At 63.2% G+C, this 15,388-nt stretch carries 19 protein-coding genes; 6 read left to right on the plus strand and 13 right to left on the minus strand.

What is annotated here, in order from left to right; genetic code table 11:
- Window positions 1-67 precede the first annotated feature (67 nt).
- The 3 genes from RHIZ70P_RS23395 to RHIZ70P_RS22920 all read right to left on the minus strand — a co-directional run bounded on the left by RHIZ70P_RS23395 (window position 68) and on the right by RHIZ70P_RS22920 (window position 669).
- Complete coding sequence (locus tag RHIZ70P_RS23395; protein ID WP_268877516.1) at window positions 68-202, minus strand: hypothetical protein; 135 nt, start codon at window positions 200-202, stop codon at window positions 68-70.
- A 60-nt stretch (window positions 203-262) separates the two neighbouring features.
- Entirely contained in the window at window positions 263-412 is a 150-nt protein-coding gene (locus RHIZ70P_RS22915; RefSeq protein ID WP_181903949.1) for a hypothetical protein, read from the minus strand.
- 83 nt (window positions 413-495) lie between these two features.
- Window positions 496-669, minus strand: coding sequence for a hypothetical protein (locus RHIZ70P_RS22920; protein WP_181903950.1), 174 nt, complete (start codon window positions 667-669; stop codon window positions 496-498).
- A gap of 195 nt (window positions 670-864) precedes the next feature.
- Between RHIZ70P_RS22920 and coaD the strand changes: the two genes are divergently transcribed.
- The 5 genes from coaD (at window position 865) to tgt (ending at window position 4,797) form a co-directional block, all read left to right on the plus strand.
- Window positions 865-1,359, plus strand: coding sequence for a pantetheine-phosphate adenylyltransferase (gene coaD / locus RHIZ70P_RS05920; protein WP_115669450.1), 495 nt, complete (start codon window positions 865-867; stop codon window positions 1,357-1,359).
- Between the two features lie 26 nt (window positions 1,360-1,385).
- On the plus strand, window positions 1,386-1,952 hold the full coding sequence (locus tag RHIZ70P_RS05925; RefSeq protein ID WP_115669533.1) for a peptidylprolyl isomerase: 567 nt from the start codon (window positions 1,386-1,388) through the stop codon (window positions 1,950-1,952).
- A 37-nt stretch (window positions 1,953-1,989) separates the two neighbouring features.
- Window positions 1,990-2,499, plus strand: a complete 510-nt coding sequence (locus RHIZ70P_RS05930; protein WP_115669451.1) for a peptidylprolyl isomerase — start codon at window positions 1,990-1,992, stop codon at window positions 2,497-2,499.
- Window positions 2,500-2,576: 77 nt separating this feature from the next.
- Window positions 2,577-3,662: a tRNA preQ1(34) S-adenosylmethionine ribosyltransferase-isomerase QueA gene (gene queA / locus RHIZ70P_RS05935; protein WP_115669452.1), complete on the plus strand. Its 1,086-nt coding sequence runs from the start codon at window positions 2,577-2,579 to the stop codon at window positions 3,660-3,662.
- A 4-nt stretch (window positions 3,663-3,666) separates the two neighbouring features.
- A complete protein-coding gene (gene tgt, locus RHIZ70P_RS05940; RefSeq protein ID WP_115669453.1) occupies window positions 3,667-4,797 on the plus strand; it encodes a tRNA guanosine(34) transglycosylase Tgt in 1,131 nt (376 codons plus the stop codon).
- A 10-nt stretch (window positions 4,798-4,807) separates the two neighbouring features.
- Here tgt and RHIZ70P_RS05945 read toward each other — a convergent pair whose 3' ends face one another.
- Together RHIZ70P_RS05945 and RHIZ70P_RS05950 are read right to left on the minus strand one after the other, a co-directional pair.
- Window positions 4,808-5,416, minus strand: a complete 609-nt coding sequence (locus RHIZ70P_RS05945) for an alpha/beta hydrolase (protein WP_115669454.1) — start codon at window positions 5,414-5,416, stop codon at window positions 4,808-4,810.
- Window positions 5,417-5,418: 2 nt separating this feature from the next.
- On the minus strand, window positions 5,419-6,396 hold the full coding sequence (locus RHIZ70P_RS05950; protein ID WP_115669455.1) for a glutathione S-transferase family protein: 978 nt from the start codon (window positions 6,394-6,396) through the stop codon (window positions 5,419-5,421).
- Window positions 6,397-6,583: 187 nt separating this feature from the next.
- Here RHIZ70P_RS05950 and recX point away from each other — a divergent pair, with 187 nt between their 5' ends.
- Entirely contained in the window at window positions 6,584-7,150 is a 567-nt protein-coding gene (gene recX, locus RHIZ70P_RS05955; RefSeq protein ID WP_268877517.1) for a recombination regulator RecX, read from the plus strand.
- A 269-nt stretch (window positions 7,151-7,419) separates the two neighbouring features.
- Here recX and RHIZ70P_RS05960 read toward each other — a convergent pair whose 3' ends face one another.
- The 8 genes from RHIZ70P_RS05960 to RHIZ70P_RS05995 all read right to left on the minus strand — a co-directional run bounded on the left by RHIZ70P_RS05960 (window position 7,420) and on the right by RHIZ70P_RS05995 (window position 15,112).
- Entirely contained in the window at window positions 7,420-7,656 is a 237-nt protein-coding gene (locus RHIZ70P_RS05960) for an Lrp/AsnC ligand binding domain-containing protein (protein WP_115669456.1), read from the minus strand.
- Between the two features lie 74 nt (window positions 7,657-7,730).
- Window positions 7,731-8,549 carry an MBL fold metallo-hydrolase gene (locus RHIZ70P_RS05965; RefSeq protein ID WP_115669457.1) on the minus strand — a complete coding sequence of 273 codons (819 nt, stop codon included), beginning with the start codon at window positions 8,547-8,549 and terminating at the stop codon, window positions 7,731-7,733.
- A 3-nt stretch (window positions 8,550-8,552) separates the two neighbouring features.
- On the minus strand, window positions 8,553-9,335 hold the full coding sequence (locus tag RHIZ70P_RS05970) for a TatD family hydrolase (RefSeq protein ID WP_115669458.1): 783 nt from the start codon (window positions 9,333-9,335) through the stop codon (window positions 8,553-8,555).
- A gap of 7 nt (window positions 9,336-9,342) precedes the next feature.
- Window positions 9,343-10,899, minus strand: coding sequence for a methionine--tRNA ligase (gene metG, locus RHIZ70P_RS05975; RefSeq protein WP_115669459.1), 1,557 nt, complete (start codon window positions 10,897-10,899; stop codon window positions 9,343-9,345).
- Between the two features lie 143 nt (window positions 10,900-11,042).
- Window positions 11,043-12,068: a DNA polymerase III subunit delta' gene (locus RHIZ70P_RS05980; protein ID WP_115669460.1), complete on the minus strand. Its 1,026-nt coding sequence runs from the start codon at window positions 12,066-12,068 to the stop codon at window positions 11,043-11,045.
- Complete coding sequence (gene tmk / locus RHIZ70P_RS05985; protein WP_115669535.1) at window positions 12,065-12,760, minus strand: dTMP kinase; 696 nt, start codon at window positions 12,758-12,760, stop codon at window positions 12,065-12,067. Before tmk ends, RHIZ70P_RS05980 begins: the two co-directional genes overlap by 4 nt.
- Window positions 12,761-12,845: 85 nt before the next feature.
- Complete coding sequence (locus tag RHIZ70P_RS05990) at window positions 12,846-14,009, minus strand: D-alanyl-D-alanine carboxypeptidase family protein (RefSeq protein WP_115669461.1); 1,164 nt, start codon at window positions 14,007-14,009, stop codon at window positions 12,846-12,848.
- Window positions 14,010-14,071: 62 nt separating this feature from the next.
- Window positions 14,072-15,112 (minus strand): septal ring lytic transglycosylase RlpA family protein, encoded by a 1,041-nt coding sequence (locus RHIZ70P_RS05995; protein ID WP_115669462.1) that lies wholly within the window; start codon window positions 15,110-15,112, stop codon window positions 14,072-14,074.
- Window positions 15,113-15,388: the final 276 nt, after the last annotated feature.

Genomic DNA, 15,388 nt, shown 5'->3' on the forward strand with positions numbered 1-15,388 from the left:
GCTGCTTGAAGTATTGAGGAGTCGCAAGGCTCGAAACTGTTCGGTCAAATGGAGCCTTAAAGACCGGTCAGAAGGCGCGATGGCGCTCCATCAGGACTCGGAATTCATCGCCTTCGCGCCGCATCGCGCGGATCGCCGAGGCCACGGAAGCGAGGAACATGCCGCAGATCAAAGCGGCCAGAACGGTCAGGGTCGTGAACATGCTCTTCCTTTCCTTGCAACTGCGGCGTCTACGCTTCAAGCGGCGTTCGTCGAAAGCGGCTCAGCGGCCGATCGGGTAGTAGCGGGCCAGTTGCGGGCCGTATTTGCCGGCTTCGGCCTTTTCGTTCATGTAGAAGGTAGCGGACGTGGCGAGCATTGCCGTCATCATCCCCACCCATACCAGATTGATCAGCGTTACCTTGTCGTGCATCGAAGTCGTCCTTTCGGAATACGGCCTGGATTGCCGTGAAAAATGCGCGGCACGGACAAACGTTCCATGCCATTTAATCGTTTCTAAAGAGATCGAGCTGAAACGCGCCTTAACGTGCCGTTCATCTGGCGTTCATCTTCGCGAACGACGAGGCCGAAAGCGTTGCCGCCGGTCTCCAGGTAGGCGCGCAGCAGCAGCAGGCCAAACTCGGTGAAAAGCGCGGCAAGTGCGGCGAAAAGTGCGAGTAGTGCGAGCATCGTGGTCCTCCTGCATGTCGTGGGCGGCATGTTTGCCTGCCCGGTTTGACAGCCTTATCCACCCTCGCCCCTGAAGCCGTCTTGAACGCCGCATTCAGCATTCGTTCATCCGCAGGGCAGGGGCGACCGGGGCCAAATCACTTGCGGCTGGCGCGCTTCCGTGACAAAAGGCGTCGAAACAACCATCGGGCTGCCATGACGATCGCATTCTATCCCGGTTCCTTCGATCCGATGACCAACGGCCATCTCGATGTGCTCGTGCAATCGTTGAATGTGGTCGAGAAGGTGATCGTCGCGATCGGCGTTCACCCGGGCAAGACACCGCTGTTCAGCTATGATGAGCGGGCGGCTTTGATCGCCGCCGTCATCACCGAAAGCCTGCCTGAGCGCGCCGAAGACGTCTCCGTCGTTTCCTTTGATCGCCTCGCCGTCGATGCGGCGCGCCAGAACGGCGCAAGGCTCCTCATCCGCGGCCTGCGTGACGGCACCGATCTCGACTATGAAATGCAGATGGCCGGCATGAACCACCAGATGGCGCCGGACCTGCAGACGGTCTTCCTGCCGGCCGGCACCGCCTCGCGGCCCATTACGGCCACATTGGTGCGTCAGATCGCCTCCATGGGCGGCGATGTGAGTGCCTTCGTGCCACCCGTCGTCTTCCAGGCGCTGAAGTCCAAACTCTCGCGCTGATCATCGTTGAAGTTATTGGAGTGATCATGAGACTCTTTCAAATTGCCGCTGCCCTTTTTCTCGCCGTCGCCGCCATCGGCCCGGCGCACGCAGCCTCGGACGACAATACCCTGACCATACAGCTGAAGGATGGCCCGGTCGTCGTCGAGCTGATGCCCGACGTCGCGCCGAAGCACGTCGCGCAGATCAAGGAACTGGCCTCTAAGGGCGAGTATGACAACGTCGCCTTCCACCGCGTCATCGAGGGCTTCATGGCCCAGACCGGCGATGTCGAGTTCGGCGACATGGAAGACGGCTTCAATGCCGGTCGCGCCGGCACCGGCGGCTCCAACCTGCCCGACCTTCCGGCCGAGTTCTCCAAGGTTCCGTTCGAGCGCGGCGTGGTCGGCATGGCTCGTTCCCAGGATCCGAACTCCGCCAATTCGCAGTTCTTCATCATGTTCGCCGACTATCCGCCGCTCAACGGCGAATACACCGTCGTCGGCAAGGTCATGTCCGGCATGGAACTGGTCGACAAGATCAAGCGCGGCGAAGGTGGCAATGGCGAAGTGTCCGATCCCGACCGGATGATCAAGGTCACCGTCGGCAAGTAATACCAATCGGGCACAAGCCCCAAAGAGGAGAAATATCATGGCCGAGATCAAGGATCCGGAAAACACCATCATCATGGAAACCACCAAGGGCAAGGTCGTGATCGCGCTCTTCCCGGATCTGGCCCCCGGTCATGTCGCACGCGTCAAGGAACTGTCGCGCGAAGGCGCCTATGACGGCGTGGTCTTCCACCGCGTCATCGAGGACTTCATGGCCCAGACCGGCGACGTGCAGTTCGGCAAGCAGGGTTCCGACAGCTTCAACCCGGCCCGCGCCGGCATGGGCGGCTCGCAGAAGCCCGATCTCCAGGCCGAATTTTCGGCCACGCCGCATGTGCGCGGAACCTGCTCCATGGCCCGTTCGCAGAGCCCGAACTCGGCCAATTCGCAGTTCTTCATCTGCTTCACCGATGCGCCCTGGCTCAACAAGCAATATTCGGTCTGGGGCCAGGTCATCGAGGGCATGGACGTCATCGACCAGGTCAAGAAGGGCGAACCTGTGCGCGATCCCGACTCGATCGTCTCGATGAAGGTCGCCGCCGACGCCTGATCGGGCTTGATTTGGAGACCCGCCCCGGCGTATCGCGCCCGGGCGGGTTTTCGCGTTTTTAAGGAGTTGAGGTCGCGATGCGCGTAGACCAGTTCGATTTCGATCTTCCCGACGAGAATATTGCGCTGAGGCCGATCAGCCCGCGCGACCAGGCCCGGCTGCTTGTGGTTAGGCCGGACGGCCAACCCATGCTGGAAGATGCCCGGGTCTGCGACCTGCCGTCCTTCCTGTCGCCCGGCGACGCGCTGGTGTTCAACGACACCAAGGTCATCCCGGCCCAGCTCGAAGGGGTGCGGCTGCGCGACGGGGCCGAGCGCACACCCGTCTCCGCCACGCTGCACATGCGGGTCGATGCCAGCCGCTGGAAGGCCTTTGCCCGGCCGGGCAAGCGCATCAAGCTCGGCGATCGGATCGAATTCGGCCATTCCGGCAATGCCTGCCTGCTCGGCACGCTTGGCGCCGTCGTCGAGGAAAAGGGCGAAGCGGGCGAGGTGACGCTTCGCTTCGATTTCTCCGGCGCCGCTCTCGACGAGGCGATCGCCACCGTCGGCCATATTCCGCTTCCGCCCTATATCGCCTCCAAGCGCGACGAAGACGAGAAAGACCGGACCGACTACCAGACCATGTACGCGAAGGAGGAGGGGGCTGTTGCCGCCCCGACCGCCGGCCTGCATTTCACGCCCGACCTCTTTGCCCGGCTCGATGCCGCCGGGATCGAGCGCCATTTCGTCACGCTGCATGTCGGCGCCGGCACGTTTCTGCCGGTGAAGGCCGAAGACACCGCCGACCACAAGATGCACCACGAGATCGGCCAGGTCTCGCGCGCCACCGCCTCGGCGCTCAATGCCGTCAGGGCGCGGGGCGGGCGGATCGTCTCGGTCGGCACCACGTCGCTGCGCCTGCTCGAAAGCGCCACCTCCGAGGGGGGCGAGATCCAGCCCTGGTCGGGCGCGACCGACATCTTCATCACGCCGGGCTACCGCTTCCGCGCCGTCGACGTGCTGATGACCAATTTCCATCTGCCGAAGTCCACGCTGTTCATGCTGGTCTCGGCCTTTGCCGGGCTCGACACCATGCGGGCGGCCTATGCCCATGCGATCGCCGACGGCTACCGCTTCTATTCCTATGGCGATGCCAGCCTGCTCTTCCGGAAAGACACCTGAACCGATGCACGACACCTTCCAGTTCACCCTCAAGGCCACGTCGGGCAAGGCCCGGCTCGGCGAGATTTCCATGCCGCGCGGCGTGATCCGCACGCCGGCCTTCATGCCGGTCGGCACGGTCGGCACGGTAAAGGCCATGTATCTCGATCAGGTCAGGGAAGGGGGGGCCGACATCATTCTCGGCAATACCTACCACCTGATGCTGCGCCCCGGCCCGGAGCGCGTCGCCCGCCTCGGCGGCCTGCACGAACTGATCCGCTGGCCGGGACCGATCCTCACCGATTCGGGCGGCTTCCAGGTCATGTCGCTGTCGGGCCTCAGGAAGCTCGACGAGAAGGGCGTGACTTTCAAGAGCCATGTCGACGGCTCGACCCACTACATGTCGCCGGAACGCTCGATCGAGATCCAGGGCATGCTCGACAGCGACATCCAGATGCAACTCGACGAATGCGTGGCGCTGCCGGCGGAGCCCAAGGAGATCGAGCGGGCGATGGAAATGTCGCTGCGCTGGGCAGAACGCTGCCGCGTCGCCTTCGGCGAGCAGCCGGGCAAGGCGATGTTCGGCATCGTCCAGGGCGGCGACATCCCGGACCTGCGCGTCCGCTCGGCCGAAGGCCTCAAACAGCTCGACCTCAAGGGCTATGCGGTGGGTGGCCTCGCCGTCGGAGAGCCGCAGGACGTCATGCTGAAGATGCTCGGCATCACCCTGCCGGTCCTGCCGGTTGAAAAGCCGCGTTACCTGATGGGCGTCGGTACGCCCGACGACATCCTCAAATCGGTGGCCGAAGGCATCGACATGTTCGACTGCGTCATGCCGACCCGCTCCGGCCGCCATGGCCTAGCGTTCACCCGCCGCGGCAAGGTCAATATCCGCAATGCCCGCCACGCCGAGGACATGCGGCCGCTCGACGACCAGTCGAACTGCCCGGCTGCCCGCGACTATTCCCGCGCCTACCTGCATCATCTGGTGCGCTCGAACGAGGCGCTGGGCGGCATGCTGCTGTCGTGGAACAACCTGTCCTACTATCAGGAACTGATGCAGGGCATCCGCAAGTCGATCGAGGAAGGCCGCTTCGAGGACTTCAAGGCCGAGACGATGGAGATGTGGGCGAGGGGCGACATCGATCCGGTGTGACGCCGCCCGATCATACTATATGGCGAGCGAGAAATTTCCCCGCCAGTTCAACGCCTTCCGCCGAGATCGTGTGATCGAGACCGGGAAGGATCCGGCTTTCGACGTCAACGTCCAGTTTCTGCAAGGTGGTGGCTGCCTTGACTGTCTCGGCAGCCGGGATCACAGAATCCGCCGCACCATGGACGAGTAGAACCGGCGTCGCCTTGTCCGGCGAGAGCGGATATGGCGAGCCGAGGCGGCCGGAGAAACCGACGATCGCGCCGACTGGCCATCGTCCGGAGACCAGCGCGTCGAGCGCCATGATCGTGCCCTGCGAGAAGCCGACGAAGGCGACGCGGTCGAGCCTTTCAGCAAATCCGAATGTCTCGATAGTCTCACCAATGACGCGATCAAAGTCGGCGCGCGCGGCTTCGATGCGGCCGGCCCGGTTGTCCTCGGTCACGCCGGCAATGCTGAACCACTGATGGCCCATGCCGTAGGGAAAGGGGAAGGGGGCGTCGGGTGCGACAAAGACCGTGCCGGGCAGGGCATCGCGCAAGGGACCGGCAAGCGGCAGGAGGTCTGCGCCCCGGCTGCCGACGCCATGGAGGAAGATGACGAGATGGCTTGCGTCCGGCATGGTCAGTTCTCCGACACGGTGACGGGATCGAGGTCGGGCAGGTCCGGACCGACCGGCACGATCAGGTTCGGATTGAGCGCCTTGATCGAGTAATAGCCGTGCTTGATATGCGGAATGCTGACCGTTTCGCGCACGCCGGGCAGGGAGAGGATGCGCAGCATGTAGGCGGAGAGCGCCGCATAATCGGCCAGCCGGCGCAGGTTGCACTTGAAGAGGCCATGATAGGCCGCATCGAAGCGCACGAGCGTGACGAACAGCCGGATGTCGGCCTCGGTCAACTGGTCGCCGCTCAGATAGGCGCGGCCGTCGGACATGCGGGCTTCCAGCGTGTCGAGCATGTGGAAGACATCGGCGAAGGCTTCCTCATAGGCGCCTTGCGTCGTGGCGAAACCGGCGCGATAGACGCCGTTGTTGAACTTCGGATAGATCTCGGCGTTCAGCGCCTCGATCTCCTCGCGCAGCGCTTCCGGATAGAGGTCGATGTCGTTCTTCGCCAAACTGCCGAAACCCGAATTCATCATGCGCAGGATCTCGGCCGACTCGTTGTTGACCATGGTGCCGGTCTGCTTGTCCCACAGCACCGGCACGGTGGCGCGGCCGGTATAGGTTGGATCGGCCTTGGTGTAGATCTCGTGCAGGTAGGTCGCGCCGTTGAGCGCGTCGCGGTCGGCGCCAGGGAAATCGCCGAAGCGCCAGCCGAAATCAGTGAGCACGGGCTCGACCACCGAGACCGAGATCACGTCCTCCAGGCCCTTCAGCTTGCGGCCGATCAGGGTGCGCGACGCCCAGGGGCAGATCAGGGCCACATAGAGATGATAGCGGCCAGGCTCGGCCTTGAAGCCGCCGGTGCCGGTCGGCCCGGCTTCGCCGTCGACGGTCACCCAGTTGCGAAAACCCGAGGTCTGGCGCACGAAGCCGCCCTTGGCGTCGGTCGCCTGCACCGGCTGCCAGTCCGCCGTCCATTGTCCGTTGACGAGCATCGTCTGTCCTTCTCGAGGTTTGCTTGGAGACTAGACATAGGCCACGCCTGCGCTTGGCGAAACGTCTCAGGCTCGCTACAAACCGTTGCCTAATGCCGAACAATGGACGGATCGGCGCGTATCTCAGGGCGGCGTCAACGTCGCCTGCAATCAGCATCGCTGATGTTCGATATAAAGGGAGGGCGGATTGACGGGGGAAGAGGGCGAGACCGAAGCGCTGGCGCCGACGCCCCGCATGCTCGCCTGGTCGCGCAATTCGGCGCTCTACCGTCTGTCGCGCCGGATGATGACCGAGCGGGAACTGTCCGACGCCATCGCCCGCAAGGCGAAGCAGAAGTTCGAGGATATTTCGGATACGCAGGTGAAGGCTCTGTCGGCCGCGGCGGTCGAGTTCGGCCGCAGCATGCTGGCGCTCGACGATACGGCCTATGCCGAGATCCGGGCGCGCTCTTCGGCACGCAGCGGCAAGTCGAAACGTGCCATCGGCCGCAAGCTGATCGAGAAGGGCGTCGATCGGGAGATCGTGCAGCAGGCGCTGGAAGAGACCGACGATTTTCTCTCGGCGCTGGTCTTTGCCCGCAAGCGGGCCTTCGGTCCGTACCGCCGGCCGGACGTCGAGCTCGACGACAAGCGACACGCGAAAGAGTTTTCCGCCTTCGCCCGAAACGGCTTCAGCTTCGAGATCGGCCGAAGGGTGATGGCCATGGGCCGCGACGAGGCGGAAGAAATGCTCGCGGACCGGCCGTTTGTCTGATGGTGGGGAACTGCCGATCGCGGGCGCAAGGCGTAGTACCGGGGTTGGCCAAAGCCCCACCCAAAGATCGCATAAGATAGATTATGGAACCGATCAATGCGCGTTGAACTCGGCGATGCCCGGATTTCGCGCCACAAACCGGGCCCTCTGATAACGCTGGCCCGCTTGGGATCTGGCAATGCCGACGCGCTACGGTTTTAACAGGTAAGACCGGTACGAAAATGCGATGACGGATGCACGGAGCGCTCCGATCCCGTATCGCCCGAAAGTCAAAATGCGTGGAACGTCAGCGTCGTCAGCGTGCGATCGACATCGGGAATATCGACGAAAATCGCATTGACGTATTTGCCGACGTCCTCTCCCTTGGGAACGTAGATCTTCGCCAGAAGGTCATATTCGCCGCTCGTGGAATAGAGTTCGGAGACGACCTCTTTTTCGTAGATGCGATCCGCCACTTCATAGGTCTTTCCCGGACGGCAGCGAACCTGGATAAAGATGCAGTTCATGATTTTCTCCTTCCCACGTTTGCGTCATGTTGCCAATGACATACGGCTGGTTCCTGAAGGCTTGAATAAAGACGTCAGAGATCGACCGTGGTTTCGAAAGCCAGCTGGTCATAGGCCGGCTCGACATGCGGCGGGGTTTCCGCCATCACCGTCTCATAGTCGAGCGGAATATGCATGTGGGTCAGATAGGCATGACGCGGCTTCAGCCGTTCGATCCAGCCCAGCGCTTGTTCGAGCGACAGATGGCTCGGATGATGCCGGTACTGCAGCGCATCGATGATCAGCACGTCGAGGCCGTCCATCCTGGCGACCGTCTCGTCGGGAAAATCGCTGACGTCGCAGCAATAGGCGACATCGCCGATCCTCAGACCCAGCGAGGGAATGTCGCCATGCTGCTGGACCAGCGGCTGGAAACGGATCGTGCCGCCCTTCCCCGTGATCTCCAGCGGCTGCGAAAGATCCTCGATGACGATCGGCAGGACGATCGGCGGATAGTTGCTGCCGGCCGGCGTTTCCAGGCAATAGCCAAAGCCCTGGCGGATGCGCGCCATGGTGTCGGCCTCGGCATAGATCGGAATGCGATGCTTCTGCATGACGAAATAGCCGCGCAGGTCGTCGATGCCGTGCAGATGGTCGGCATGGGCATGGGTATAGATCGCCGCGTCGATATGCTGGACCTTGGCGGCGATCATCTGTTCGCGAAAGTCCGGCCCGGTGTCGACGATCACCGTCGTCATGCCGCCGTCGGGCGCGATCTGCTGCACCATGAAGGAGGCGCGGGTGCGCCGGTTGCGCGGATTGTTCGGATCGCAGGCGCCCCAGTCGCCGTTGATGCGCGGCACGCCCGGCGACGACGCGCATCCGAGGATGGTGAAACGGCGGCGATAGATCATGGCTCAGAGCCTCGGCATCTTGGTAAAGAGGCGAAAGGCGTTGTCGGTGGTGATCCGCGCCATCTCGTCGAAGCTCACACCCATGGTCTCGGCCAGGACCTCGGCCGTGTTGACCACATAGGACGGCTCGTTGCGTTTGCCCCGCCAGCGCTTCGGCGCGAGATAAGGCGCATCCGTCTCGACCAGCAGCCGGTCGAGCGGCAGGCCTTTTGCGATATCGCGCAGTTCGGTGGACTTGGGGAAGGTCAGGATGCCGGAAAAGGACACATAGCCGCCGAGCTCGATGCCGGTCCTGGCCAGCGCTTCACCGGACGAAAAGCAGTGCAGGATGAAAGGGAAGGCCCCCTTCCCCATTTCCTCGGTCAGGATCGCTGCCATGTCCTCGTCGGCGCTGCGGCTATGAATGACCAGCGGCAGCTGCGTGCGGCGCGAGGCCTCGATCTGGCGCAGGAAACCGGTCTTCTGGTCCTCCGGCTTCTGCGTGTCGTAGAAATAGTCGAGCCCGCATTCGCCGATGGCGACGATCTTGTCATGGCTTTCCGCCAGGCGGACGAATTCGTCGGCCGTGACGTCCAGTTCCTCGTCGGCATTGTTCGGATGGGTGCCGACCGAGCAGAAGACGCCCGGAAAGCGTTCCGTCAGGGCCAGCAGCGTATCGAGCTTCTTCACGCGGGTGGAGATCGTTACCATCTGCGCGACGCCTGCCTCCCTGGCGCGGGCGACCAGTTCGTCGCGTTCCGCGTCGAAGTCGGCAAAGTCGAGATGGCAATGGGTATCGATCAGCATGGACGTATCAAGCCTTCGCGTCCGCTTCCGGCGCGACATAGCGCGGGAAGACCGGCGCCGGCGCCTGAAGCTCGGTTCCGGGAACCAGACGGCCGGCTTCGCCAAGGGCGGCAAATTTGCGCTTGTCGGCGGGTGCGGCGACCAGATCCAGCAGCTTTTCCGCCGAGGCCGGCATGATCGGCTGGAACAGGATGGCGATCTGGCGCACCACTTCGGCCGTGACGTAGAGCACGGTTTCCATGCGCGGCACGTCGGTCTTGCGCAGCACCCAGGGTTCCTGCGCGGCGAAATAACGGTCGGCCTCGTTGACCGTGCCGATGATGGTGGCGACCGCCTTGTGGATCGCCTGCTCGGCCATTTCGGCGCGGCAGGTGGCGAGCATGGCGTCGGCGGTCGCCAGCATGGCCTTGTCGGCGTCGGTCAGCGGGCCGGGTGCCGGGATCTTGCCGTCGCAGTTCTTGGCGATCATCGACAGCGACCGCGAAGCGAGATTGCCGATGCCGTTGGCGAGGTCGGCATTGATGCGGGTGGCGATCGCCTCCGCGCTGTAGCTGCCGTCATGGCCGAAGGAGACTTCGCGCAGGAAGAAGTAGCGCACCTGGTCGAGGCCGAAGTGGTTGACGAGGTCGACCGGGTCGACGACGTTGCCGAGCGACTTCGACATCTTCTCGCCCTTGTTGAGCAGGAAGCCGTGGGCGAAGACGCGCTTGGGCAGCGGCAGGCCCGCCGACATCAGGAAGGCCGGCCAGTAGACGGCGTGGAAGCGGATGATGTCCTTGCCGATGATGTGCACGTCGCACGGCCAGTACTTGGCGCGCGGACCATTTTCATCTTCGACATAGCCGGTCGCGGTGATGTAGTTGGTCAGCGCATCGACCCAGACATACATGACGTGCTTCGGATCGTTCGGAACCTTGATGCCCCAGTCGAAGGTGGTGCGCGAAATCGACAGGTCCTTGAGACCGGATTTCACGAAGGACATCACCTCGTTGCGGCGCTCGTTCGGGCCGATGAAATCGGGCTGATCCTCGTAGAGCTTCAAGAGCTTGTCCTCATAGGCCGAGAGGCGGAAGAAATAGCTCTCCTCCTCGACCCATTCGACCGGCGTGCCTTGCGGCCCGTAGCGCACGCCGTCGGCGCGCATTTCGGTCTCTTCTTCCTGGTAATAGGCTTCGTCGCGAACCGAGTACCAGCCGGAATAGCTGTCCTTGTAGATGTCGCCGTTCTTCTCCATCCGGCGCCAGACTTCCTGGACCGTGATGTGGTGGCGCTGTTCCGTGGTGCGGATGAAGTCGTCGTTGGACGAATTCAGCATCTGGCCCATGGCGCGGAACTCGTCGGAATTGCGCTTGGCGAGTTCCTCGACCGCAATCCCTTCGGCCCGCGCTGTCTGCTGCATCTTCTGGCCATGCTCGTCCGTTCCGGTGAGGAAGAAGACGTCCTTTCCGTCGAGCCGCTGGAACCGCGCCATGGCGTCGGTGGCGATCAGCTCGTAGGCATGGCCGATATGCGGCTTGCCGTTCGGATAGGCGATGGCTGTGGTGATGAAGTAGGTGTCGTTCATGGTCGGTCTTATGATCCGCGTCGATTGCGCCTGTGGGAGTATTGCCGGTTCTTAGAGCATTCTTGCGCGCATAGAAACAGCCGTTTTATCGAAGCCCTGCCCTGCGGCACGGGGATGGCAGGCGGGCCGGACGCGAGCCACTCTCAGGCCGTTATGGATGCAAGCACGTCGAGGATGGTCTGCTTGCGTTCGAGATTATAGGCAGCCGCAATGCCGAGTTGCTCGGTGATCGATGCGGACAGCCGCGAATAATGCTCCGCCCGCGCCAGATTGCCGGCAAGAGCCGCCGAGCGCGCCTCATCCATCAGGAATTCGCCAAGATGCTCGGTGAAGAAACCGAAGGCGACGTCGCTGTCCTTGGCACTCAAGGCATCCGCGAGCTTGTACATCGTCTTGCGCGCCGCGGGTCCCTGCTCGCCCAGCAGCTTGCCAAACGCCTCGATGAGATCGGCGCCGCCATAATTGGCGAGCTTCAGCGCCTGCGCCACGCTGCCCTTGGACAGGGAAAGCACCGTTTCGGCCTGCCCCCGCGGGATCGAAAGTCCGAGCTGGCCGAGCGCCTGGCGCATCGCCTCGTCAGACAGGGCCGAGAGTCTCAGCGGCAGGCAGCGTGACCGGATGGTCGGCAAGAGCTTGCCCGGCGCGTGCGAGAGCACCAGGAACATCGCTCGCTTCGGCGGCTCCTCGAGGATCTTCAGGATGGCGTTCGCCGCATTCCGGTTGAGGTCGTCGGCCGGATCGATGATGACGATTCGCCAACCACCCGTGCCGGAAGTCTGCGAGAAGAAATGCCCGGCCCGACGCACCTCATCGATGGTGATCGCCGTCTTGAACTTGCCGGTCTTCTCATCGACCGGGCGGGTCAGATAGAGCAGGTTGTGGCTGGCGCCGGAGGCGATCTGCCGGCTCACCGCCGAGCCCGGATCCGGATCGGCAATCTGCTCCGGCGCGCTTTGCGGATCGGGATGCGACAGGACGTGGTTGGCGAAGCGAAAGGCCAGCGTCGCCTTGCCGATCCCCTGCGGCCCCTCGATCAGGATGGCATGGTGGCCCTTGCCCGAACGGTAGGTACGCGCCAGGAATTCTTCCGCCGCCTCGTGGCCGAAGAGCCGCGTATTGACCGCCGGCGCGATCGCCCCGTCGAGAACCCCGTAGCGCTCCTCGCTCATTCTGCGCCAACCGATTCCGGCTGGATGACTGGCTTGAGATCTGCCAAGAAAGGCTGGATCGCCCCGGCTATGTCATCGGCGATCTCGCCGACGGGGCGGTCGGCATCGATGACGCGACAGCGCTTCGGATCGGCGGCGGCGATGTCAAGGAAGGCCTGGCGACGCTTTTCGTGAGTATCCACTTCCTCCCGCTCGAAGCGGTCGGGCGCCGCACCGCCATTCGCCTCGGCGGTCAGCCGGCCGCGCGCCCGGGCGAGACCGGTTGCGGCGGCAAGATCGAGAATGAGTGTGAGATGCGGCACCACGCCGTTCACCGCAATCCGCTCCAGCGCGTCGATGAATTCCGGCTCGAGATTGCCGGTCACTCCCTGATAGACGCGCGAGGAATCCATGAAACGGTCGCACAGCACCACGAAACCCTTGGCGAGCGCCGGGCGAATCACCGTTTCCACATGGTCGTTGCGCGCGGCGGCAAACAAGAGCGCCTCCATGCGGACACCGAAGGGTTCCGCCGCACCCGACAGCAAGACATGGCGCAAGGCTTCCGCTCCGGCGGAGCCGCCAGGCTCGCGAGTGGTGATGACGTCTAGGCCCTTGCGTCGCAACATGTCGGCAAGGCGGCGGATCTGGGTCGACTTTCCGGCCCCCTCGCCCCCTTCGAAACTCACGAACAATCCGGCACCCGTCGCCAATTTCATCGTCCTGCTCTTGCGGCCGTTGTGGCCATTTTGCCCTGTGTAGCGCATTACATAGGGCCGCGAAACCGCAATCGAAACCCTAGAGCCAGAAGAACAGCAGTTCAAAAAGGGCGTCCCCGGCCTTTTGCCGGAGCGTGCCAACGCCGACCGCCTCGGCGGTCTGGAGCGGCACTTCCCGCAGCAGCCTCTCTCCTTGCGATATCTTCAACACCCCGACATTCGCACCGGCGGGCAAAGGCGCGCGCAGCGGCCAGCGATAGACGATACGCGCCTGCAGTCGCTCGGGATCGTCCGTTGCCGCATAGACATCGACCGGGCCAGGGGCGAGCAGGTCGACCTGCGGCCTGTCTCCGCCATAAACGCTGGCCGCGCCGATCGCCTCTCGGGCATCATAGAGGTGGCGCATCTCGAACGCGGAATAACCCCAGTCAAGCAGGCGAACAGCTTCCTCGGTGCGTTCCTTGTCGCTCGCCAGCCCGCTGACCGCGAGAAACAGCCGCCGCCCCCCGCGCTCGGCCGAAGCCACCAGCGCATAGCCGCTACCTTCGGCAAAGCCGGATGCGAGCCCATCGACGCCGGCGCTGCGGCCAAGAAGCGGATTGCGGTTGCGCTGCAGGATTTTGTTCCATTCGAACTCAGCCTGCGTGAACATCCGGTAGAATTCCGGATAGGTCGATTGCAGATGGCGGGCGAGCCTGATCATGTCGCTGAGCGTCGTCCGGTTTTCCGGATGGGGAAGTCCCGTCGGGTTGGCGAAGTGACTGTCCCGCAGACCGATGGCCTTCGCCCGCTCGTTCATGCGGATGGCGAACTTCTCCTCGCTGCCATTCATGCCTTCGGCAAGGATGATGCAGGCGTCATTCGCCATCTGCACCACGATCCCTTTCAGGAGATCCTCGACGCGCAATTCGGATTTGAGCGCGGCAAACATGGTCGCCGTGCGCGACGGGGCGCCGCCGGTGCGCCAGGCATGTTCGGACACGCGGTAGACCGTGTCGAAGCCGATCTCGCGGCGTCGGATGGCATCCAGCACCACTTCGAGCGTCATCAGCTTGGCGAGCGAAGCCGGCGCGAGCGCCTTGTCCTCACCCTTGGCAAGCAGCACCGTACCGGTGGAGGCCTCGATCATCAGGGCCTGGGCGGCCTTGGTCTCCAACAGCCGAGGCGCCGCCTGCTGGGCCGATAGGGGTGAGGAAACGACGAAGGCGACGAACAGGACGGCAAGGGCAAGGCTGTATCGCATGGTCTACTTCTGTTCATCGCTGCCAAGGCCACAAGCCTCGGCTTGCGGCCCGCCCGTTCAGTCTAGCGACGCGCCGACAGTTTGGTTGCGCCGCGCGCCACCGAAGACAGAATCGATGCCTCGGTCAGGCTGTCATTGCGCACCATAATCGCCTCGAAGGCAAGCGTGGAGGCCGTGGTGGCCGCCTGCCCGGCATAGGCCGACGCGGCGCTCGAACCGGGCAGCCTCAGATAGTGATCGTCAAGCGGGCGTTCCGTCGGCATGGGTCCGAAATCCGGGAGCCTGACGAGAGCGCCGAAGGCCCCAGCGGCGGACGCCTCCCCGCCGGCCGGATAAGGCGCGGACGGTGTCGGTCCGGCCAGGCTCGTCATCGTCGGCGCTGCATAGGACGGATTAACCGGCATGACCGAATTGTCGGCCGAGGCGACCATCACGCCGCTGGCGATCTGGCCTTGCGGGTCAACCACGGGCGAGCGGTCGCCCTTCTTCACATAGGAAGCCATCAGGTAGGGCATATCGTGGCCGTCCATACGCGCGGGCCCGATATACTGCACGCGAACCTTGCCGGTACCGCTGTGCTGCATGTCGAGCATGTCGGCGGTCTTGTTGGAAAGGTCGATGATGCGCCCAGCATGAAAAGGCCCGCGATCGTTGACGCGTACGACGACGGAACTGCCGTTTTCCAGATTGGTGACGCGGGCATAGCTCGGCAGCGGCAGCGTCGGATGCGCGGCGGAGAGATGATACTGGTCGTAAAGCTCGCCATTGGCAGTCTGGCGGCCGTGGAAGGCCGAGCCGTACCACGAGGCGATGCCGGTCTTGTCATAGGCCGGATTGTCCTTGGGAACATAGACCTTGCCCTTGACGCTATAGGGCTTGCCGACCATGTAGCGGCCGCCGCCCTTTGGCACCGGGCCGCTTTTCACCACGCGCGGGCTGGCTTTCACGCCATACTCGGATTCGGCGAAATATTCTTTGGAGCGCTTGCTCTTGTTCTCGCTCTTGTCGCCGGTCGTCGAACATGAGGCGAGACTGGCGCACAGGACCGTCAATGCGAGCCATTTCGCTCCGCCGAACAAGGTTGCGCCGCCAATAGATTTCATCTGTCCCACTTGCCGAATTTCCCGGTCACGGCCCCCTGCCGCCGCCGATCCGCCCTGAGGCAACCGGCCAACCGTCCTGATACGATGCAGTAAATCGGTCACAACATGGCAGAATTGCGAACAATTGCCTCAAATGATCTGGAACAAAAGCAATCATGGTTAATAGACGACTAACAATGATTGCGGCATACTGGCGACGGAATGAACGGTACTTGCGGAACTTGATCCGGACTGCCGTCGTGATGCAGGGGCTTCGGTCGCTTCTCCGTGTCGAGC

It is taken from the genome of Paenirhizobium selenitireducens ATCC BAA-1503 (assembly GCF_900492185.1).
Taxonomy (GTDB): domain Bacteria; phylum Pseudomonadota; class Alphaproteobacteria; order Rhizobiales; family Rhizobiaceae; genus Allorhizobium; species Allorhizobium selenitireducens_A.